Annotated in this window: 14 protein-coding genes; 5 read left to right on the top strand and 9 right to left on the bottom strand. The window is 63.0% G+C overall.

Annotated features, from left to right (window positions below; genetic code table 11):
• Positions 1-26: 26 nt before the first annotated feature.
• Complete coding sequence (locus LDZ24_RS21870) at positions 27-473, bottom strand: type II 3-dehydroquinate dehydratase (RefSeq protein WP_248324173.1); 447 nt, start codon at positions 471-473, stop codon at positions 27-29.
• A 4-nt stretch (positions 474-477) separates the two neighbouring features.
• Complete coding sequence (locus LDZ24_RS21865) at positions 478-1,761, bottom strand: MFS transporter (protein WP_248324250.1); 1,284 nt, start codon at positions 1,759-1,761, stop codon at positions 478-480.
• Positions 1,762-1,946: 185 nt separating this feature from the next.
• On the opposite strand from LDZ24_RS21865, the gene LDZ24_RS21860 reads away from it, so the two are divergent.
• The gene (locus tag LDZ24_RS21860) at positions 1,947-2,732 is read left to right on the top strand and encodes an IclR family transcriptional regulator (RefSeq protein ID WP_175943157.1); all 786 of its coding nucleotides are present in this window, start codon (positions 1,947-1,949) and stop codon (positions 2,730-2,732) included.
• Between the two features lie 584 nt (positions 2,733-3,316).
• Here the strand turns inward: LDZ24_RS21860 and LDZ24_RS21855 are convergent.
• Positions 3,317-3,508: a hypothetical protein gene (locus tag LDZ24_RS21855; RefSeq protein ID WP_248324172.1), complete on the bottom strand. Its 192-nt coding sequence runs from the start codon at positions 3,506-3,508 to the stop codon at positions 3,317-3,319.
• 514 nt (positions 3,509-4,022) lie between these two features.
• Between LDZ24_RS21855 and LDZ24_RS21850 the strand changes: the two genes are divergently transcribed.
• The gene (locus LDZ24_RS21850) at positions 4,023-4,520 is read left to right on the top strand and encodes an SRPBCC family protein (protein WP_248324249.1); all 498 of its coding nucleotides are present in this window, start codon (positions 4,023-4,025) and stop codon (positions 4,518-4,520) included.
• A 336-nt stretch (positions 4,521-4,856) separates the two neighbouring features.
• Here LDZ24_RS21850 and LDZ24_RS21845 read toward each other — a convergent pair whose 3' ends face one another.
• From LDZ24_RS21845 to LDZ24_RS21835, 3 genes are read right to left on the bottom strand one after another with little or no spacing between them, the layout of a single operon-like run.
• Positions 4,857-7,970, bottom strand: a complete 3,114-nt coding sequence (locus LDZ24_RS21845) for an efflux RND transporter permease subunit (protein WP_248324171.1) — start codon at positions 7,968-7,970, stop codon at positions 4,857-4,859.
• Complete coding sequence (locus tag LDZ24_RS21840; protein WP_248324248.1) at positions 7,948-9,078, bottom strand: efflux RND transporter periplasmic adaptor subunit; 1,131 nt, start codon at positions 9,076-9,078, stop codon at positions 7,948-7,950. The genes LDZ24_RS21845 and LDZ24_RS21840 overlap by 23 nt, the downstream gene beginning before the upstream one ends.
• A gap of 26 nt (positions 9,079-9,104) precedes the next feature.
• On the bottom strand, positions 9,105-10,562 hold the full coding sequence (locus tag LDZ24_RS21835; protein ID WP_248324170.1) for an efflux transporter outer membrane subunit: 1,458 nt from the start codon (positions 10,560-10,562) through the stop codon (positions 9,105-9,107).
• Positions 10,563-11,016: 454 nt separating this feature from the next.
• Between LDZ24_RS21835 and LDZ24_RS21830 the strand changes: the two genes are divergently transcribed.
• The 3 genes from LDZ24_RS21830 (at position 11,017) to adhP (ending at position 15,227) form a co-directional block, all read left to right on the top strand.
• Positions 11,017-13,344 (top strand): DUF3141 domain-containing protein, encoded by a 2,328-nt coding sequence (locus tag LDZ24_RS21830; protein WP_248324169.1) that lies wholly within the window; start codon positions 11,017-11,019, stop codon positions 13,342-13,344.
• Positions 13,345-13,452: 108 nt separating this feature from the next.
• On the top strand, positions 13,453-13,707 hold the full coding sequence (locus LDZ24_RS21825) for an RNA-binding protein (protein ID WP_248324168.1): 255 nt from the start codon (positions 13,453-13,455) through the stop codon (positions 13,705-13,707).
• A gap of 494 nt (positions 13,708-14,201) precedes the next feature.
• Positions 14,202-15,227: an alcohol dehydrogenase AdhP gene (adhP, locus tag LDZ24_RS21820; protein WP_248324167.1), complete on the top strand. Its 1,026-nt coding sequence runs from the start codon at positions 14,202-14,204 to the stop codon at positions 15,225-15,227.
• Positions 15,228-15,484: 257 nt separating this feature from the next.
• Here the strand turns inward: adhP and LDZ24_RS21815 are convergent, their stop codons facing one another.
• The 3 genes from LDZ24_RS21815 to LDZ24_RS21805 form a co-directional block, all read right to left on the bottom strand.
• Positions 15,485-15,781 carry a hypothetical protein gene (locus LDZ24_RS21815; RefSeq protein ID WP_248324166.1) on the bottom strand — a complete coding sequence of 99 codons (297 nt, stop codon included), beginning with the start codon at positions 15,779-15,781 and terminating at the stop codon, positions 15,485-15,487.
• Positions 15,782-15,875: 94 nt separating this feature from the next.
• Positions 15,876-16,175, bottom strand: coding sequence for a DUF4148 domain-containing protein (locus LDZ24_RS21810; protein WP_248324165.1), 300 nt, complete (start codon positions 16,173-16,175; stop codon positions 15,876-15,878).
• A 348-nt stretch (positions 16,176-16,523) separates the two neighbouring features.
• Positions 16,524-18,098: a protease pro-enzyme activation domain-containing protein gene (locus LDZ24_RS21805; protein ID WP_248324164.1), complete on the bottom strand. Its 1,575-nt coding sequence runs from the start codon at positions 18,096-18,098 to the stop codon at positions 16,524-16,526.
• Positions 18,099-18,668 lie beyond the last annotated feature (570 nt).

The raw sequence follows: 18,668 nt of genomic DNA, 5'->3' as shown, positions 1-18,668 counted from the left end.
TACCGCGACGATGATTCACTCAAGCATTAGCTCTGTGCGGTCCAAAGGTCATCGACAGCGCGAATCGCGAGCAAGTACCCGTTCGCGCCCGCCCCGCAGATCACCGCGGTCGCGGCCACCGAGATTGTCGAGTGACGGTATTCCTCGGAGCGCCGGTGAATGTTCGTGATATGCACTTCCACCACCGGCTGGCGGATCAGCTTGACTGCGTCGAGCACCGGAATTCGCCCGAACGAAAAGCCGGCCGGGTTGATGACGAGCGCGGCGTCCTGCAGGAATGCTTCCTGAATCCAGTCGATCAGTTGGCTCTCGCTGTTGGTCTGACGGAACACGCAATCGAACTTGAGATCCTCGGCAAGCGCGAGACAGTTTTGTTCGATGTCCTTCAGCGTCGTATGGCCGTAAAGGTGCGGTTCCCGCAGCCCCAGCATGTTCAGGTTGGAACCGTTGAGGATATACAGTTTGCGAGTCATGGTTTCAATGGGTGGCGCTGCGTTCGAGGGCCGTGTCTTTGGTTTCCCGCGACGTGGCGATCATGAGGAAGGAGAGCAGGTTCAGCGAGCCACACACAGCGACGATGGCCCACGGTGAACCGTGAAAGCCATTGAGCAGGGCCACCGCGACGATCGGCATGGGCCCGCCGGTGAGCAGATTGGCCCCCGAGTACGACAGCGCGGACCCCGTGTAACGCGCTTCGGTCGGGAAGGATTCGGCGAACCATACCGGCTGGATGCCGCTCTGGAACTGCGTGAAGCCGAGAAATGCGCCCATCACGGCCATCGTCATGGCGACCGAGTGCTGGTTGAGGATCGGAAAGTAAATCAGACAGCAGACGAGCGTGCAGAACGAGCCGATCATCAGCGCGCGCTTACGCCCGATCCGGTCGCTCAGATAGCCGCCCGCGAGCGCACCCGCGATGGCGCAGACATTGGCCACCATCAGCAGCATGAAACCGGTCTGCTTGGGCACGCCGAGGTTCTTCGTGAGATAGCTCAGCGAGAAGACCACGATCAGATAGAACAGCGCCGCCGGGCCGCAGAAGAACAGCGTCAGACGCAGTGCGGTCCGCCAGTGAAACTTGAAGACGATGCCGAGCGGATTGGCGGCGCGCGCGCCTTCGCCCTTTTTCTTCAGCGCCTCGAACGCCGGCGTCTCGCTGACCTTCATGCGGATATAGATTCCGAGCAGCACGAGCACGAAACTCGCGAGAAACGGGACTCTCCATCCGAAGGATTCGAAGTCATCGGCCGAAAGCAGGGCGGACAGTGCGAAGAGCGAGAAATTCGCCAGGATCTGGCTGAGCGGCGAGCAGATGCCGAGCAGGCCGGAATACCATCCGCGTTTCGTCGCGGCCGCGTGTTCGACGGCCATCAGTTGCGCGCCGGTCGATTCTCCCCCGAGCGCGAACCCCTGGATGATGCGCAGCGACACCAGCAAGGTCGGCGCAAGAATGCCGACCTGCTGATAAGTGGGCAGCAGGCCCATCATGAACGAGGACGCGCCCATCACCGAAACCGTGACGAGCATGAGGTTGCGCCGTCCCCAGCGGTCGCCGAGCATGCCGCAGATCACCGCGCCGAGCGGACGCGCCGCGAGCCCCGCCCAGAAGCTGGCGAGCGACGCAAGCAGCGACGCAGTCGGGTCGAGCGATGGAAAGAACAGCTTCGGAAAGATCGTGGCTGCGACCACGCCGTAGAGCGCGAAATCGAACCACTCCAGCGCCGTGCCGACGGTCGCGCCCGCCACTGCGCGACGCGCCATCAAGTGGGCCTGCGCGGATCGTTCGCCCGCGGCCATGTTGGGGTCAGCGGTAACTGACATGGATGTCTCCTGGTTCTCGGATGTTGGCGTTCGTTTCTCGGACGAACAAGTGTTATTGTTGGCTCCACCAACGCCACATGTTCCGGACCGGAACTGCGTTTCATATCGCGAAAGCTCGACGATCCATGTCGCTGAAGAACGGCCTGAGAATTCTGGATTTCCTCGCGTCGCAGGGCGAAGGCACGGGGCTGCTGGAGATCGCCGATGCGTTAGGCATGCCGCGGAGTTCATGTCATCGCGTGCTCGCCGAGCTGGTCGAAAGCGGTTATGTGCGTCAGTTCGCCGACAACAGCCGCTACATCCTCACGATGCGCATGACGTCGAACGGCCTCGAGTTTCTGAGCCTGACCGGCATCGCGGACATCGCGCAGCCGATCATCGAACGTGTCGCGGCGCAGACCGGCGAACTGGCGCGGCTGTCGCTGGTGGATGGCGACGCCATCATCTGGGTCGGCAAGGCGGACGGACAGCGCACGGGCTTTCGCTATGATCCCGACATGGGTCAGGCCGCGCGGCTTTCGTGCACGTCGACCGGTCACGCGTGGCTCATGACGATGTCGGATGAACAAGCGGCCGCGCTCGTCTTGAAGCAGGGCTTCGGTCAGCCGAAGGAATTCGGCCCTAACGCGCCGACGACGCTGAAGGCATTGTTCGGTTTCCTGCACGCCGCGCGCGTGCGCGGCTACGCAATGATCGACGAGGTGTTTGCGCCGAGGATGTCGGCGGTCGCGGCACCGGTGGTCAGCGGCTCGCGTTGCGTCGGCGTCATTAGCCTGGCGGGCCCGCGCAAGCGGCTGACCGCAGAGAAGATCCACGAGTACTCGGAACTGCTGCGCGAGGCCGCCAATGAACTCGCTCAGCTCAGCAATATGGCTGGGTTTCCGAGCCGGCCACCTCTGGGCAAGGGATGAGGGAGCGGGGGCGGGACTCGTCAGGGAGCCTTCATTGCTGGAATACAAAAGACCGGATAAATGCGTTGCGCCATGAAGAACGGCGCCGCGACGGCCACTAGAATTCCCGCCTAATTTCAATGTAATTGCCGTTGCGGTCCAACTGACAGTCGAGCAAGAACTGACTCACTTCCGCTAAGAGTCAGTCAGTTTCCGCCGCAAACCAATACGCATTGGGTCATCGCCGCAAAGTCTCTAATGACAGCTTCCAGAACCCTTGGTTTAGTACGACTCATAAAGCCCATGCCAGTGAATCGTCGATTCTTAGTGCGGTAGGTGTCTCGCCGACGAGCCAGCGCGGCGGAAAAAAGCAGCGCCTGCATGCAGCGGAGCACTTGGCTCTGCTCGAGGCGACCTTCGACGAATCAATATCGCGCACGTTGTCGAGTTTTAGCGCCGCTTCTTGCGAGCGGCTTCGTCTCCAGGCGCATCAATCTCGTTTCCCAGCCGCTTCAGCCGATACCGCAACGGCCGGAAAGCAGCCCTTGCGGTCTTCCTCTTTCGCTTGCCGTTCGACCCCGAGGACCAGACCCGCATCTCGACGGTCAGAGCTTCATGGGCACATGCGGGGGAGCGGGCTCGGGCTCGTTCTCCAGAGCAGTCATTGAGTGAATGACACCCCATAGCTCGACAAGTGCTTTTTCCTTCTCCACGTCATGCCCTCCGATGACCTGTGCCATCTCGGTCCGGGAAAGCTCCTCTTCGTGGCGAAGGTCGACAATGTTCAGTGCGCACATTTTGGTCACCTATTTCAGTAAGGCCCGAAGGCCGGGAGAATTGAGCGCGTATGGCGTCGCTCGCCCTCTTCATCACAGGTTCCGTGCCATGCGATGCGCGACACAGCGGCCGGCGCGTAAGTCATTGAAGTTAAAGGAAACGTCGACGCGGGAAACTGCCGTCCGAATGGCTCGTCGGGGCGAACTGTCGGTTGGCCCACGACACATCGGGGCACGGTTGTTGGGCGTCGCAGACTGGCGAGTTGCCGTGTAACGCATGGCCGCCAGTGTGCGTCAGGACACTGCACGTCTATTCCCCCCGACTCGACCGCGGGTTGCGGAGACCCGGATATGATCTACTATCCTCCTCGAGTGGCTTGGTCGATGAAAGATAAAGCGACGTACTAGAAAGGTTAGCCGCGAGAACAGGCCGCACCGATGCTGCAAGTCGCGATTAACGCGCTCGGCGGCGGCCAGTAACCGACGAGGCCATTGAGCCGATTCCGAACGGGGAGTGAGCGCTCTGGAGGCAATCGTGCACGCGAGCGAATATCGGTTCGTTACCGTCTGGAAGATCGGGGCGCCAATTCAGGCGGTATGGGACGCCGTTCACGATCCGGCTGCGTGGCCGCAATGGTGGACCTGCGTCGAGCGCGTGAGCGAAGTGGAAAGCGGCGCGGCCGATGGCGTGGGCGCATTGCATCGTTACGTGTGGAGGGGTCGCCTGCCGTATCGCGTGCGCTTCGATATGCGCGTCACGCAGGTTAAGCCGCTCGTGTTGCTCGAAGGCGTGGCGAGCGGCGATGTGGAGGGGATCGGGCGCTGGACGTTCTCATCGAGCGATGAGCTCACCGCCGTCCGATACGAATGGCGCGTGCGCACCGGCCGTGGCTGGATGAATCTGCTCGCTCCCGTGGCGCGCCCGCTCTTCGAATGGAATCACGATTACGTCATGCAGCAAGGCGGCGAAGCGCTCGCAAGGCGACTCGGCGCGAAGCTGGTGAGCATTGGTCATCGTGGGCGGAATAGCTAAGACCCGAAGCCATGCAACTCGCGATTGCCTGCTCAGACCACAGCCGGTCGATAGGGCGCCGAAGCAGAACCGAGGCCGCGTAGCCCCGGCATGTGAAGTCGCGCACTGGACCCGCTCGGCGTTGCTCAAGAGCCTTCCGGGTGTTCCTCATCCTTCGAGGGGTGATCTGAACTCCGCATCATCGTATAACCGCCAGCAACGACACGTCCGCATGCTCCGCTGTAGAACCTTTCTGAGGAAGCTTCGAACAGGTGCTGACGAGTCCTGCTGCGCGCAGCGAAGTGAGCAACGCATCCATGCTCCCCGCCTGATGCGTCCATGTTCTTTCGGCCGTGCTCACGTCTTCATTCGGCCGCAGCCGTTTGCCGCCCCGCCGGAGGCGCTGCATCGACGGCCCGGGGGGCGCTGCCCGCGCTGGACTTTGAACCACGCGGCATATAACGCCGGCACGAAAAAGATCGTCAGCACCGTCGCCACCGTGAGGCCTCCCATGATGGCGATTGCCATTGGGCCCCAGAAGACGCTGCGCGCCAACGGGATCATTGCAAGCACCGTGGCCGCGGCGGTCAGCATGACGGGACGCGTCCGATGGATCGCGGCTTCCAGCACCGCATTCCAGGGATCGAGGCCCTGTTCGGTCTCCTTGCTGACCTGATCGACGAGGATGACCGCATTGCGCATGATCATGCCGGACAAAGCGGTGATGCCGAGGATCGCCACGAAGCCGAGGGGCGCCCGGAAGATCAGCAGCGCGGCCACGACCCCGATGAGCCCGAGCGGTGCGGTCAGAAGCACCATGAACATCTTGGAGAAGCTCTGCAACTGCAGCATCAGGATTGACAGGATCGTGATCAGCATCACCGGAAACACCGCCGCCAGAGCCTTGTTCGCCTTGTCGCTTTCCTCGACGGCGCCGCCCACGTCGATCCGATAGCCAGACGGCAGCTTCGCCTCGATGCCCGCGAGCCGCGGCACGATCGACTGCGTGGCCGAGACGCCCTGCTCGCCATCCTTGACGTCGGCGCGCACCGTGATGGCCATGTCGCGGTTGCGCCGCCACAATACCGGCTCTTCGAGCACGTCGCGCACACGCGCGACCTGAGACAGCGGTACGACCGTTCCGTCGCGTGTGTACACATTGACGTTCTTCAGCGTGTCGAGATCGAGGCGCTCGGAAGGCACGGCGCGCGTGACGATGTCGACCAGGTCTTCGTGCTCGCGCAACTGCGACAGGGCCGCGCCATTCATGAAAACCTGCGTCACGAAGGCGACGTCCGCAGGCGCCAGGCCGAGCGCACGCGCCTTGTCCTGGTCGAGATCGACGCGCAGCGTGCGCACCGGGTCGTTCCAGTCGAGTTGTACGTCGCGGACCTTCGGGCTCGACGCCACCACCGCCTCGACCTCGCGCGCGATCTCGCGAACCTTCTGCTTGTCCGAGCCGACGACGCGGAACTGCACCGGGAAGCCAACCGGCGGACCCAGTTCCAGGCGCGTGACGCGGACCCACGCCGCGGGGAACGTGTCGTTGGCGATCGACATCAGGCGCGAGCGCACGCGTTCGCGCGCTTCCAGGCCTTTGGTCATCACCACGAAGACGGCGTAGCCGGGGTTCGGCAGTTCGGGGTCGAGCGCCAGGTAGAAGCGGGGCTGGCCGGCACCGGTGTATGCCGTGTAGAACTTGACATCCGCGTCCTTCGCGAGCACCGCCTCCATGTTCTTGACTTGCTCGGTGGTCGCAGCAAACGAAGCGCCTTCCTTCAAGCGCAGTTCGACGATCAATTCCGGCCGGTCGCTGTTCGGGAAGAACTGCTGCGGCACGAGTTGACTGCCTGCGACGGCCAAAGCGAATGCTGCGACCGTCGCGCCGATGACCCACCATCGCCTGGCGATGGCGAGCTCGATCATTCCACGCAGCTTGTTGTAGAACGGCGTGCGGTAGGGGTCGCCGCCGTGGTCGTGCTTTTTGATGTCCGGCAGAATCTTCACCGCGAGATACGGCGTGATGATCCCGGACACGAACCACGAGAACAGCACGGCGGTGCCCACGATCCAAAAGATGCCGCCCGCGTACTCGCCCGTCGTCGATCTGGACAAGCCGATGGGCATGAAAGCCGCAGTGGTGATCAGCGCGCCGGTAAGCCGCGGCAGTGCAGTGGACGAATAAGAGAACGCGGCGGCTTTCACGCGGTCCCAGCCTTCCTCCATCTTCACCACCATCATCTCGACGGCGATGATTCCGTCATCGACCAGCAAACCGAGGGCGATGATGAGCGAGCCGAGCGACACGCGCTCGAGATTCCAGCCCATGCAGAGCATCACCAGCGCGACCACGCCGAGCACGATGGGCACCGAAAGGCCCACGACGATGCCGGTACGCCAGCCGAGGCTCAGAAGGCTCACGACCAGCACGATCGCCAGCGCTTCCAGCAGTGAGCGCTCGAACTCCCAGACCGATTCGCCGACCACGGTCGGCTGGTCGGCCACGCGCTCGAGCTCGACGCCGTACGGCAGCTCCGACTGCACCCTGGCGATCGTGCCTTGAAGCGTTTTGCCGAGTTCGACGATGTTGCCGTCGTCGGTCATCACGATGCCGAGCATGAGCACCTGTTGCCCGTTGTGGCGGATCGTGTACTGCGGCGGGTCCTCGTAGCCTCGCGTGACGGTAGTGAAGTCGCCGAGCTTGATGACGCGCCCGGCGGCAGCGATCGGAACGTTGCGGATGTCGTCCAGGTCGTTGAACTGACCACTGACCCGCACCATCAGGCGGTCAGTTCTGGTATCGATCTGGCCGCTTGCTTCCACCGCGTTCTGATTGCGCACGCTTTCCGCAATCTGGAGGGGCGTGATGCCGAGCGCGGCGAGGCGCTCGTTGGAAAACTCGACATAGACCTTCTTGGCCTGCTTGCCGTAGACGTCGACCTTCTTGACCATCGGCACCCTGAGCAGGCGCCGCTTGATGTCCTCGGCGATGTCGCTCAGCTCCCATTGACTGATGCCGTCGCCCTTGACCGCGTATAGCAGGCCGGTGACGTCGCTGAACTCGTCGTTGAAGATCGGACCGATGACGCCGTCAGGCAGCTCGAGCTTGATGTCGCTGAACTTCTTGCGCGCCTGATACCAGGCTTCGCGCTGGTCCGCATGCGACGTACCGCCCTTGACCGAGATCAGCATGCCGGCGTATCCCTGCCGGGCGTAGGTCTTGACCTTGTCGAAGTGGTCGAGCTGCTCGAACTTCTTCTCCATGCGGTTGACTACCTCGTCCTGCATCTGTTGCGCGGTCGCGCCGGGCCAGATCACCACCGCCGTCATCGAAGGCACCGAAAAGTTAGGATCTTCCAGCTGACCGAGCCTGGTGAAGCCCAGCACGCCTCCGATCGTGATCGAGAGGATCAGGAACAGGACGATGGCGCGATGGTTCAGCGCCCATTCAGTGAGATTGAGCGACTTCATGTGAAACCTTCTTCGTTTCGACTTCGCTCCGAACGCCGCCAAGTGCCACCTTCAGGCCCGGTGCCATCTTGTGCACGCCCGCGGTGACCACCAACTCGCCGGCCGGCAGCCCGGAGACAAGCACGTCGTCGTTGCGATACCCGCGCAGCTCGACGGGCATGAGATCGACCTTTCCGGTTGCGTTGGTCCCTTCTTGACGAACCACCCAGACTGCGGGCCGGCCATTATTCTGAGTGATCGAACCAGCCGGGATAGCGGCCACGTCGTTTTGCGCCGCCGGGCGCTCGACCACGAGCGTCGCGGTTGCGCCAAGCGGCAGAGATCGGGGCACCGCGGGCTTCAGGCGCGCGCGGAAGGTGCGGGTTTGCGCCGCAGCCTGGGGCGATAGTTCACGCAATACGACATCGAACGTGTCGGCGGATGCGCTGGCAAGCCATGCCTTGTATCGCGACGTCTTGAACGACTGCACATGGTCCTCCGGCACATTGACGACGATCTCGGGCTCGGCGTCCTTCGCGATCGAGACAATGGGCTGCCCTTCGGCCACCACCTGGCCGGTCTCGAACTTCACGCTCGTGACGACCCCGTCCTGCTCCGCGCGCAGCGTGGTGTATTCGAGACGATTGCGGGCGAGTTCGAGATTGCGCGCGTCGGCTTCGGCGGCGGAACGCGTCGTGCGCGCGTTCGTCTGCGCTTTTTCGTCGTCGGACGGACTGACCGAACCATCGGCCTTGAGCGCTTCCAGCCGCTTTCGATCCGACTCGGCTTGCCGGGCCTGCGCTTGCGACGCGGTCAACTTCTCCTGCGCGGCCTGCACCGCAAGCCTGTAATCTGTGCCGTCCAGGACGGCGAGGACGTCGCCTCGATGCACTTTCATGCCCACGTCCACCTTGCGGCTCACGATCTTCCCGCCGACGCGGAAACCCTGATCGACTTCATAGCGCGATTGCACGGAGCCGAAGTATCGATCCGTCTCCTGAGTCTTGTCGTAGCGGATCTCCGCTGTGCGAACGACACGCAACGCTTCAGGTGGCGGCTTTTCCGAGCAGCCTGACAAGATCGCGGCGAAGCATATGACTGGAAGCGCCCGGCAGACATGGGTTCTCACGACAGTTCCTCGTTTCGGACGATGGTTCAGGATTTCGGGGAATGTGCTGCATCCGCACCGCTCGATGTCGCGGAGGGCTCGAACACTTCCCACCCGCCACCGAGTGCCTTGTACAGTTGCACGCTGTCGAGCAGCAGTTGGGTGTTGGCGTCGTTGGCGCTGACTCGCACTGACAAGCGCGAGCGCTCTGCATCGAGGAGCGGCAAAAGATCGGTCTGCCCGCGGTCGTACAGCGACTGGGCGCGTCGCAGGGCCGCCTCGGCCGAACTGGCGGCGCCATCCAGCAGTTGCGCGCGTTGCCGCTCGTCGTCGAGTGCGACGAGCGAATTCTCGACATCTTCGAGTGCGCGCACGATCGCGTTCTCGTAGCGAAGCACCGCTTCCTTCTGCCCGCTCTCGGCGATGTCGTTCAGGGCTTGCGTCCGTCCCGCGTTGAAGATCGGCATCGCGAGTAATGCGGCTACATTGGTGAAGCGCGCCGCGCCGAGCGCCATGCCGTTGACGTCGAGCCCCTCGCGGCCGAACAGGGCCCCGAGGAAGAGACGGGGGAACCATTCGGCCTTCGCCTGTTGCCGACGCGCATTGGCTGCGTCGAGTTGCGCCTGCGCGGCGAGCAGATCCGGCCGGCGTTGCAAGAGTGCGGCTGGCTGTCCGGCGCGCGCGGTCGGAGCGGCAATATCGACGCGCGACGGCGCGATACTCGACGCGGCGAACGCCTGATCGCCGATGAGCACGGCGATGCGATGACGCGACACCGCGGCCAGCGTTTCCAGCGGCGGTATTGCGGCGTGGGCCGTCGCCGCTTCGGTCTGCGCTCGCTCGACGTCGAACGGCGTGGCGAGGCCGACGCGCTGGCGAGCCGTCACGAGCCGTAGCGTCTCGTCACGCGCGGCCGAGATCGCGCGGACCGTATCGAGTTGCCGCAACGCGCCGACGAGCGTGAAGTAGTTCGTGGCCACGTCCGACACGACCAGCAGACGCACGCCTCTCGCGACGTCCTCCGCCGTGCGCGTGTCCGCGGCGGCCGCTGCGGCGCCCGCGCGCAGTCGGCCAGCGATGTCGATTTCCCAGGAGACGTCGACGCCGGCTTGCCAACCCTTCGTGTCGGCGGCCTCTGGCACGGTCTGCTTGAAGAACGAATCGAAACCGGTCTTGTGATCGAAGGCTGCGCCATAAATCCCGACGCTGGGAAACAGCCATGACCGGCTGATCGTCTCGCCGGCCCGCGCCGCGCGCACGTGCTCCATTGCAACCTTGATGTCGCGGTTCTCCTGCGCCGCCCGACGAACCAGGTCCCCCAGCACCGGGTCACCGTAGCTGTCCCACCAGGCGGTCTCGGGTTCATCGACGGATGCCGGCGCCGCAGCGAATCGGCCGGGCATGTCGACGGAAGGGTGCATGTCGGGGGCCGCGCAACTCGCCAGTACGAGCGAAAGCGCCACTGCAAGCGTGGCCGCGAGCGCACGCCGTGACCGCTTTGCCATGTGAGGCGCGCAGTAGCTACTCTCGCTCATGATCCAATACTCGACGATGAACATAGGGTGGCCATGACAAGTGAGCATCGTTGCCCCGACCGACCTGGACGTGAGCCGAATGCCTCAGTCGATGCGTGCCGTGGGGGATGGTTCGTCTTTGTCGGTATTCAACCTATCCGCGCCGCGACGGGATTTCTTTGATGCACATCAACGTGCCGTCTACCCGAAAGATCGTCGCGCAATGACTGCGACGGCGTAAGTTTTCATCCTCCAAGTTAGCGCTGCTTCTCGATCGCTTTGCTCGACGTGCCGACCATCGACATGTGCAGATATGGATGCGTCGCAGCCGACGGCCCGGTTGATCTGTATCAAGCCAGCGTCTCGCGGCTACGAGCAACATGCTGCAAACGTCGCAACCGCTAGCGCGACGATTGCCCATTCACTCTATCTGCGAGTCTCCCCCATGGATGCAGGAACGCAACTGTCCCGCAGCCACGACATTGCCCTCAAAGTCGGGTTGCTTTTTCAGAAGCGCAGTCAGCTCGCTTGCGAGTCTTTCCAGGCGCGTATGCGCGAATCGCTCGGTGGCAGTTCAGCGGCGTGGCCTGCCACGCTCGCAACGCCGACGGGCGCGCAGAATGGCTGGCGCTATGCAGTCGATTCTGTGCAGCGGTCGATACTCTTCTGGGACACGATGCGCGAACGCGGCAACAACTTCGTGCACATGGAACTCGAGGGTGGGCCCACGCCCGTATTGCACTTTCAACATGAGACGCTTCTCGACGGCCGCAGCTTCGAACGACCGGTGAACTATGCACTGCTGAAAATCATTCCGCCCGACGGCGTCAGAATCGATATGAAGAAGCGGCCTTACGTGATCATCGACCCGCGTGGCGGACATGGTCCCGGTATTGGCGCTTTCAAGGACGACTCACAGGTGGGCGTTGCATTGCGTGGCGGACATCCTGTGTACTTCGTCATATTCTTCGTCGACCCCGAGCCCGGGCAAACGATGCTCGACGTGTGCGCAGCCGAGCAGCAGTTCGTCAAGAAAGTGCGTGAACTGCATCCCGACAGTCCGAAGCCTGCGATCGTCGGAAACTGCCAGGGCGGCTGGGCGGCGATGATGCTCGCAGCCGCCGATCCGGAGGACACCGGACCCATCGTCATCAACGGCGCGCCGATGTCCTATTGGGGCGGCGCATGGCGCGAAGGGGAAGGCGACAACCCGATGCGTTATGCCGGCGGCATGCTCGGCGGCACCTGGATGTCATCGTTCGCCGCTGATGTGGGCAACGGAAAGTTCGACGGCGCCCATCTCGTGCAGAACTTCGAGAACCTGAACCCCGCAAACAGCCTTTGGGACAAGTACTACAAGGTGTATTCCAACATCGACACCGAGCCGCCGCGCTTTCTCGAGTTCGAACGCTGGTGGGGCGGTTACTACCTGTTGAACCGCGACGAGATCGAGTGGATCACCCGCAATCTCTTCGTCGGCAACAAGCTATGGTCCGGCGGTGTGCAGTCAGATAATGGAAAAACCTTCGACTTGCGAGAAATACATTCGCCGATCATCCTCTTTGCGTCGATGGGCGACAACATCACGCCGCCTCAGCAAGCCTTCAACTGGGTTGCGGACGTGTATGGCAGCACCGAGGAGATCAAGGCGCGGGGACAGGTGATTGTTGGGCTCGTGCATCAGGACATCGGCCATCTTGGTATCTTCGTATCAGGCAAGGTCGCGAAAAAGGAGTATTCGCAGATCGTCTCCGTGCTGGAGGCGATCGAGCTGTTGACGCCGGGCCTGTATGAGATGGTCATCACCGAGCGCCCGGGCGATGCGGAGCGGACTCAATACGATGTCGAGTTCCGCGAACACCAGCTCGAGGACATCCGTGCGCGGCTCAATCGCTTCAAGCGTGTCGACGAGAAGCCATTCGAGATTGTTGCTGCGGTCTCGGACTTCAATCAGCATGCCTATGAACTGTTCGCGCAGCCGCTCGTGCAGTTCATGTCGAACGAAATGAGCGCCAAGATGCTGCGCGAATTGCATCCCTTGCGCCTTCAGCGCTGGGTGATTTCGGATGCCAACCCGTGGCTATGGTGGCTCGGTCCGGCCGCGCAGACCGTCAAGGCGCACCGGGAAGCGGTCGGCCCGGACGATCCGCTACGCACGGCCGAGAGCAAGGCTTCGGACCTGGTGAGCGCCTCACTCGATTACTACCGAGCGATGCGCGACGCGCTCACTGAGTCGGCGTTCTTCTACATATACGGGAACATGTTCTCGCTCTATCTCGCCGACAAACAGAAGGCGGCGGGGCCTCAAACGGAAGCAGAGCCGGACCTGCGCAGTCTCGCAGTGGTCAAGAACGCGCTGGCATCCGTCACGCACGGCGGCTTCGCCGAAGCATTCGCACGCATCTGGCATCTGTTGTCGCCCAAGGGAGAGCCCGTCTCGCTGGCCGAACTCACACTGGGCCAGGAGATGCTGAAGGACTATGGCGGCTACCTTCCGGCGCTTCCGATCGAACAGTGGCGCCGGATAGGGGGTGAGCAGGAAATCATCGTGCAATTCGAGCCGGAACAGGCGCTTCTCACGCTGCCCGTGCTTCTGGCCGAGCGCGCCCAGTGCGGGAAGCTGCTCGCGCTGCTCGACAAGATTTTGGCCGATGAGCGGGTTCGCCAGATCCGCCCCACAGAGGCGCAGACGGCGATGCTCGCGCGCATTCGAAACGTGTTGAAACGCGACTCTGAGCGCGAACGGCGAAGCGTGGCGATGGCGCAATCCTAGCGTCGGATTGATAGCGATCGGCAGGTGCCGTTTGAAGGTTCTAATGCCATGCCGTGCAAATCGAAGGCAGTCCGACAGCGAGGACTCGACGGGTTCGAGGGCAACATCATGACATTCGTGCTAGTGAACAATATCGAAGCGGAAAGCTCTGACGACGAGATCAAACAGTTCTTGGCCAAGTATGGCTTTCCTCCGTGCGACGGAATCGAGCGTGTTCCTGGGGACGGCTCGGCGCCAGCGGCCGTGCTGATATTCGAAAGGGCTGATCCGGAGCTGCTGCGGCGCCTGCAGCCGCGCGTGCACGACCTGTTCTGGAAGAATCGAAGAATCGTGGTACAGGTCGTGAAGGACCGGCCGGAGTGAAATAGTCGTCGAGTCGTCGGAGCCTTCCTGGCGTTGCGTCAGACAGTGCAGAGAGTCGCTTTCCATGTGGCCGACGTCTTCCGGAATGGTGCGACCGATCCGCGCAACACAGCAAGCGACCGGATTGATGTTGGCCCGCCTCTGCGACGTCGCTGCCTGAGTACACGGCTCAACGTTCGCGCCTCGCGCGACTCTTGGCCGACAGGGGTTAGTCGCTGCGGCGTTCGTCGCTTCGTCGTCGAATCCGTGAAGGACTCGCCGCTTTGGCCACGCTCACGCGAGGGCCCTGGCTGCGTATCCGATGCCGCTCATCTTCACGGATTTACGCCTCGTTATCGCAACAACGCCGGATCAAAGACGCGATGACAGAAGGACATGTGGTCTCGTGCTTCGCTTGACCTGAGTCAAAGGCCCCGTAATGTTGCCGCGCATACTGACCGCACGTCCGGTGCCTCACCACACGAGTCGCCGTCTTTCGTCCACGGGAGTTTCTCATGAGTACATCGATGAAAGGCGCTGTCGTTCATGCGTTCGGCGAACCTTTGCGCATCGAAGAAGTGCCGGTTCCGACGCCGGGCCGCAACGAGATACTCGTGAAGATCGCGGCGTCGGGTGTCTGTCACACGGATATCCACGCAGCCGACGGCGACTGGCCCGTGAAGCCCACGCTGCCGTTCATTCCCGGTCATGAAGGCGTCGGTTACGTCGCCGCCGTTGGAGCGGACGTTACGCAGGTGAAGGAAGGCGATCGCGTCGGCGTGCCGTGGCTCTACACGGCGTGCGGCCACTGCGAGCATTGCCTCTCGGGATGGGAAACGCTTTGCCATGCGCAGAAGAACACGGGCTATTCGGTCAACGGCGGCTATGCGGAATACGTACTCGCCGACCCCGACTATGTGGGCCACCTGCCGAAGCAGGTCGCCTTCGACCAGATCGCGCCGATTCTGTGCGCGGGCGTGACCGTCTACAAGGGCATTCGCGTCACGGACACGCGGCCCGGACAATGGCTCGCCATTTCCGGCATCGGCGGGCTCGGGCACGTTGCAGTCCAATACGCCATCGCGATGGGCCTGCATGTGGTCGCGGTGGATGTCGATCCGGCCAAGCTCGCGCTCGCCCGCGATCTCGGGGCGAAGCTGGCAATCGATGCATCGCTCGGCGATCCCGCCGCCGTCATCCAAAAGGAGATCGGCGGGGTGCATGGCGTGCTGGTCACGGCCGTGTCGCGCAGCGCGTTCGCGCAGGCGCTCGGCATGGTGCGCCGAGGCGGCACAGTGTCTCTGAACGGCCTGCCGCCGGGCGACTTTCCGCTGCCCATCTTCTCGACCGTCCTCAACGGCATCACCGTGCGGGGTTCCATCGTCGGCACGCGGCGCGACCTCCAGGAAGCACTCGACTTCGCCGCCGAAGGCAAAGTGCGCGCGCACATCCGTCGAGACCGGCTGGAGAACATCAACTCGGTGATCGCCGATCTGAAAAGCGGGAAGGTGGACGGTCGCGTCGTGCTCACGCTGGAATGAAAGCGGGAACAGCGCGTGTCCACGGATGATACGGGCGATATGCGACGCGCTGTGAAAGCCGGTGAAGTCGCGCCTCCTCCCATATCTCTGCAACGATATTTACGTCATGGAGCAAGGCGGCGAAGCGCTCGCAAGGCGACTCGGCGCGAAGTGGCCCGCGTGGCTCTTCTTCGATGACGAAGCCATGAATTGCGCCCCGAACCCCTGCATATAACGTTGACACCGGACACCTCGGGCCGTCCTCATTGACCGCGGCGTCACGCGCCCTTGTTCTCCACCAGCGCGGCAATCTGCACGAACTTAACGTCGGGGCGCACGCCATACAGGCCCGCTATTCGATCCAGATTTTCATTGCAGAAGAATGCATTGGCGACGTCGTCCGAGTCCCACACATAGAAGTTCGTCGCCTCGCGCCGCGCGGAATCGACCGTGAACGCTTTCGAGTGTAAGCCCGCCATTCCTTCGAACTTCGCGCGCGCGGTCTGAGCGATGTGCCGAACGGCTTGCTCATCGAAGTCGTCGCCGTAGCGAAATCTGACGAAAACACCAATCATGTCATTTCTCCTTCCGGGACTTTCAGGCAGTCCCGATCTGCGGTCGCGCGGCGGGCTCGCAATCGCTTAATCGGCCATTGCCGGCCGTCGCCACTTACTTGCACTCCGTCTCGAACCACTGGTCGACCAAGCGCTGCGCTGCGTGCAGGTTCGCGGGGTAGTGGGGGTCGTCGTGCCACGGTGCAGGGTTGTAGCCGGCTTTTCTCAACGCCGAGAGCTCGCTGCGGTGTTGCGTCTTTGTCGGGGGCTGCTTGTTTTTCATCGCGGACAGGTCACGGCACTCCGTCGCTGTCAAATGTCGTCCGCCTTGTGAGACGTCGGCGGCAGCAGCGTTTCCGGCCTGTAGGAGCGACAAGGCCGCAAGCGTTAAGCAGCTACCCTTGAGGCTTTTCATAGCAACCTCCACGCGTCGTGATTAGCAGCGCTCGGCGGTGCCAGCCCGCCGCCCGCGCGTCGACTTCCGCATTCATTGTGCTCCAGTCGGCGCAGAGGCGACCAGAGGGAACCAGCAGCGCGATATTCTTCAGCAGCACACGAAGTATGTGCCTCGAAAGGCATCGGGCTTCGTCGGTATGGCTGCCAGGCGCCAATGAGGCCGGTCGCTGAGACCGCCGTGTCGGGCGTGCGTCTTGTTGCGGTAGATTACTTCGCGCGTCTCGCCGTGAATGCTCCAACGATCCCTCCGGCCGCCGGCGTGCTCGCCAAGCATGACTTGTTGCATCACGAGCACGCCGTGCCCGCTTCAACTCACGGCAGCCTGCACCTTCTTGCCATCAGGCCGTCCGAGCCCGGTACACGCATCCCATCCGGCCGACGCCGCAAAATCCCCGTTATTGCCCTGCGTGATATCCACGAGCAGCGACGGGTTTTTGTAGAGCTGCGGATTGATGTATCCCACCGGCGCGCCCTTGATCGCATTGATGCGCGCGATGAGCCCGGCCCATAGCGGTGCGACCGCGCTCGTTCCGCCGATCACCATGTTGTGACCGTCGACACGCACTTCGTAGCCGGTCTCGGGATCGGCATCCCCCGCGACGTCGGGCACGCCGCGCTTCGTGAGCGGACTGTGCTGACCACCCGCGCGCGTGACGTGAAGCCCTTCCTGCCACGCCGGCAACGCGAAGGTCGCGCTCACCCCGCCGCCGCTCGCACCGCCGCCCGCGCCATTGTTCCAGACGGTCTCGCTGCTCGACTGATTGCCGTTCGCCCGCAGCGACGTGCCGCCGCAACCCAGTGCATACGTGCTGGAGGCGGGAAAATCGACATGATCGGCGCCGTCGTTCACGCCGTCGCCCGAACCGTTGTCGCCCGATGCGACGCAGACCGTGATGCCGAGCGCTGCAGCCGACTGGAACGCCTGATCGAAAGCGCTTAGGGCCTGCGGCGTCCATTCCGATTCGGGACCACCCCAACTGATCGAGATGACCGACGGCCTGTTCTTCGTGTCATGAATCGCCGTGCTGATGGCATCGAGAAAGCCTGCGTCGGTGTTGGGCGCGAAATACACGACAATCTTCGCGCCCGGCGCGACGGCGCCCGCAACCTCGATATCGAGCATCACTTCGCCATCGGGGCCGTTCGGATCGCCGGTCGGATGGTTCCGAGCGTGATCGACGGAGACCGCGGTCACGGAAGGCGCGGCCACCCGCAGCGAGGCGAAATAGGTCTTCAGATCGGCGGGTCTGAATCCTCCGCCAAGCTCGATCAGCGCGATGCACTGACCCTTTCCGTCGCCTGCAGGGAAGTCATACAGCGACGCGATCTGCACCGGCGTGAACGCAGACGGCCCCGCCGCTGCGGCCGCCCAGCGCACATTGCCGTGCGGCGCGCGTGCGCGGAAGTTTGGCCGCGCCTGCGGGCGGTTGTCGAGACCCATGACGGCACTGACCACGCCGTTCAGTTCGTCGGGAAGATGGACCGCTCCGACGCGCCCGCGATACGTGCCGCCCGCATGCTCATACTGTTCGAGGCTCACGTTGAAGGCCGCTTCGAACTGGGAGACGGTGCCGGACAGCACCACCGCGCGCCGTGCCGCATGACACTCGACCACCGCGAGACCGTGCCTCTGTGCGAACGACCGAACCGCCGACAGGTCCGAGTCGTCTGCGCCGAAGTCCCTGGTGAAGTCATCGTGACCGATATGCCTCGCCGATGTCCCTTGCGCCGCGAGTTCGGCCATATGCTTCGCGAATGCGTCGCTCGACCGCCGCCGCACCAGCAGGGTGACCTCGAGGCGTTCGTCCGGGTCTGCCTTGCCGACGGGCTTCGCGCCTTGAGGGGGCGCGCGCTCGCTTCCGTTGAGTGGATGGATTGCCATGTCTGACTGCTCCTAAGAGACGCCGCCTCCGTGCGCTGTCGCATCGATGCCAGGCGGGCGGCGACCGGGCATCGAATGATAGTCAGGCGTACTTCCGTTTGGGTCGGGAGATGGGCGAAACGCTTTTTGTCTTTCGCGTGGGTGGCGCGCGGATTTTGCTGCATCCACCGATGGAATACATTCTCGGCTCGTAATGCGCGATGCACCATCCTGCATAAGTCGCATATCCGGATGGGGGGACGCGCCTATTCGGTACCTGCACGAGAATCAGGGCGCCGGCCCGGGCCAACGCCATTCATCGGCTTTCAAGAAACAAGCGCCGGGGCAGTCTGCTGATCCGTCGGCAATTTTTTGGTGAAGCTGCAGGCTACGCGTCGGGCTCAAGCTCCTACCCCGCGCGTCGAAGAATGAGCAGTCTCCAGGTCCGGCAAACTTTGCACCGAGGCATGATTTCATCCGGCCGGTCGCGTTGAGGCAGGGCAGGGTGGACGCACCGGCGAGGGCACGTTATCGCTCACCGGAATAACCCCACGGTTCCGCTGTAATTCGCGATGCCTTCGCCTTTGGAGG

The sequence above is a fragment of the Caballeronia sp. Sq4a genome (genome assembly GCF_023170545.1).
Lineage (GTDB): Bacteria > Pseudomonadota > Gammaproteobacteria > Burkholderiales > Burkholderiaceae > Caballeronia.
Note: the sequence above shows the minus strand (reverse complement) of the source record. Positions and strands in the feature narration are given on the sequence as shown.

Bases quoted from the DNA above. Each gene is read 5' to 3' on its own strand.
- LDZ24_RS21815 (WP_248324166.1), bottom strand. From the start codon at position 15,781: ATGATTGGTGTTTTCGTCAGATTTCGCTACGGCGACGACTTCGATGAG.
- LDZ24_RS21855 (WP_248324172.1), bottom strand. From the start codon at position 3,508: ATGTGCGCACTGAACATTGTCGACCTTCGCCACGAAGAGGAGCTTTCC.
- LDZ24_RS21865 (WP_248324250.1), bottom strand. From the start codon at position 1,761: ATGGCGCGTCGCGCAGTGGCGGGCGCGACCGTCGGCACGGCGCTGGAG.
- LDZ24_RS21825 (WP_248324168.1), top strand. From the start codon at position 13,453: ATGACATTCGTGCTAGTGAACAATATCGAAGCGGAAAGCTCTGACGAC.
- LDZ24_RS21830 (WP_248324169.1), top strand. From the start codon at position 11,017: ATGGATGCAGGAACGCAACTGTCCCGCAGCCACGACATTGCCCTCAAA.
- adhP (WP_248324167.1), top strand. From the start codon at position 14,202: ATGAGTACATCGATGAAAGGCGCTGTCGTTCATGCGTTCGGCGAACCT.
- LDZ24_RS21805 (WP_248324164.1), bottom strand. From the start codon at position 18,098: ATGGCAATCCATCCACTCAACGGAAGCGAGCGCGCGCCCCCTCAAGGC.
- LDZ24_RS21845 (WP_248324171.1), bottom strand. From the start codon at position 7,970: ATGAAGTCGCTCAATCTCACTGAATGGGCGCTGAACCATCGCGCCATC.
- LDZ24_RS21835 (WP_248324170.1), bottom strand. From the start codon at position 10,562: ATGGCAAAGCGGTCACGGCGTGCGCTCGCGGCCACGCTTGCAGTGGCG.
- LDZ24_RS21860 (WP_175943157.1), top strand. From the start codon at position 1,947: ATGTCGCTGAAGAACGGCCTGAGAATTCTGGATTTCCTCGCGTCGCAG.
- LDZ24_RS21810 (WP_248324165.1), bottom strand. From the start codon at position 16,175: ATGAAAAGCCTCAAGGGTAGCTGCTTAACGCTTGCGGCCTTGTCGCTC.
- LDZ24_RS21870 (WP_248324173.1), bottom strand. From the start codon at position 473: ATGACTCGCAAACTGTATATCCTCAACGGTTCCAACCTGAACATGCTG.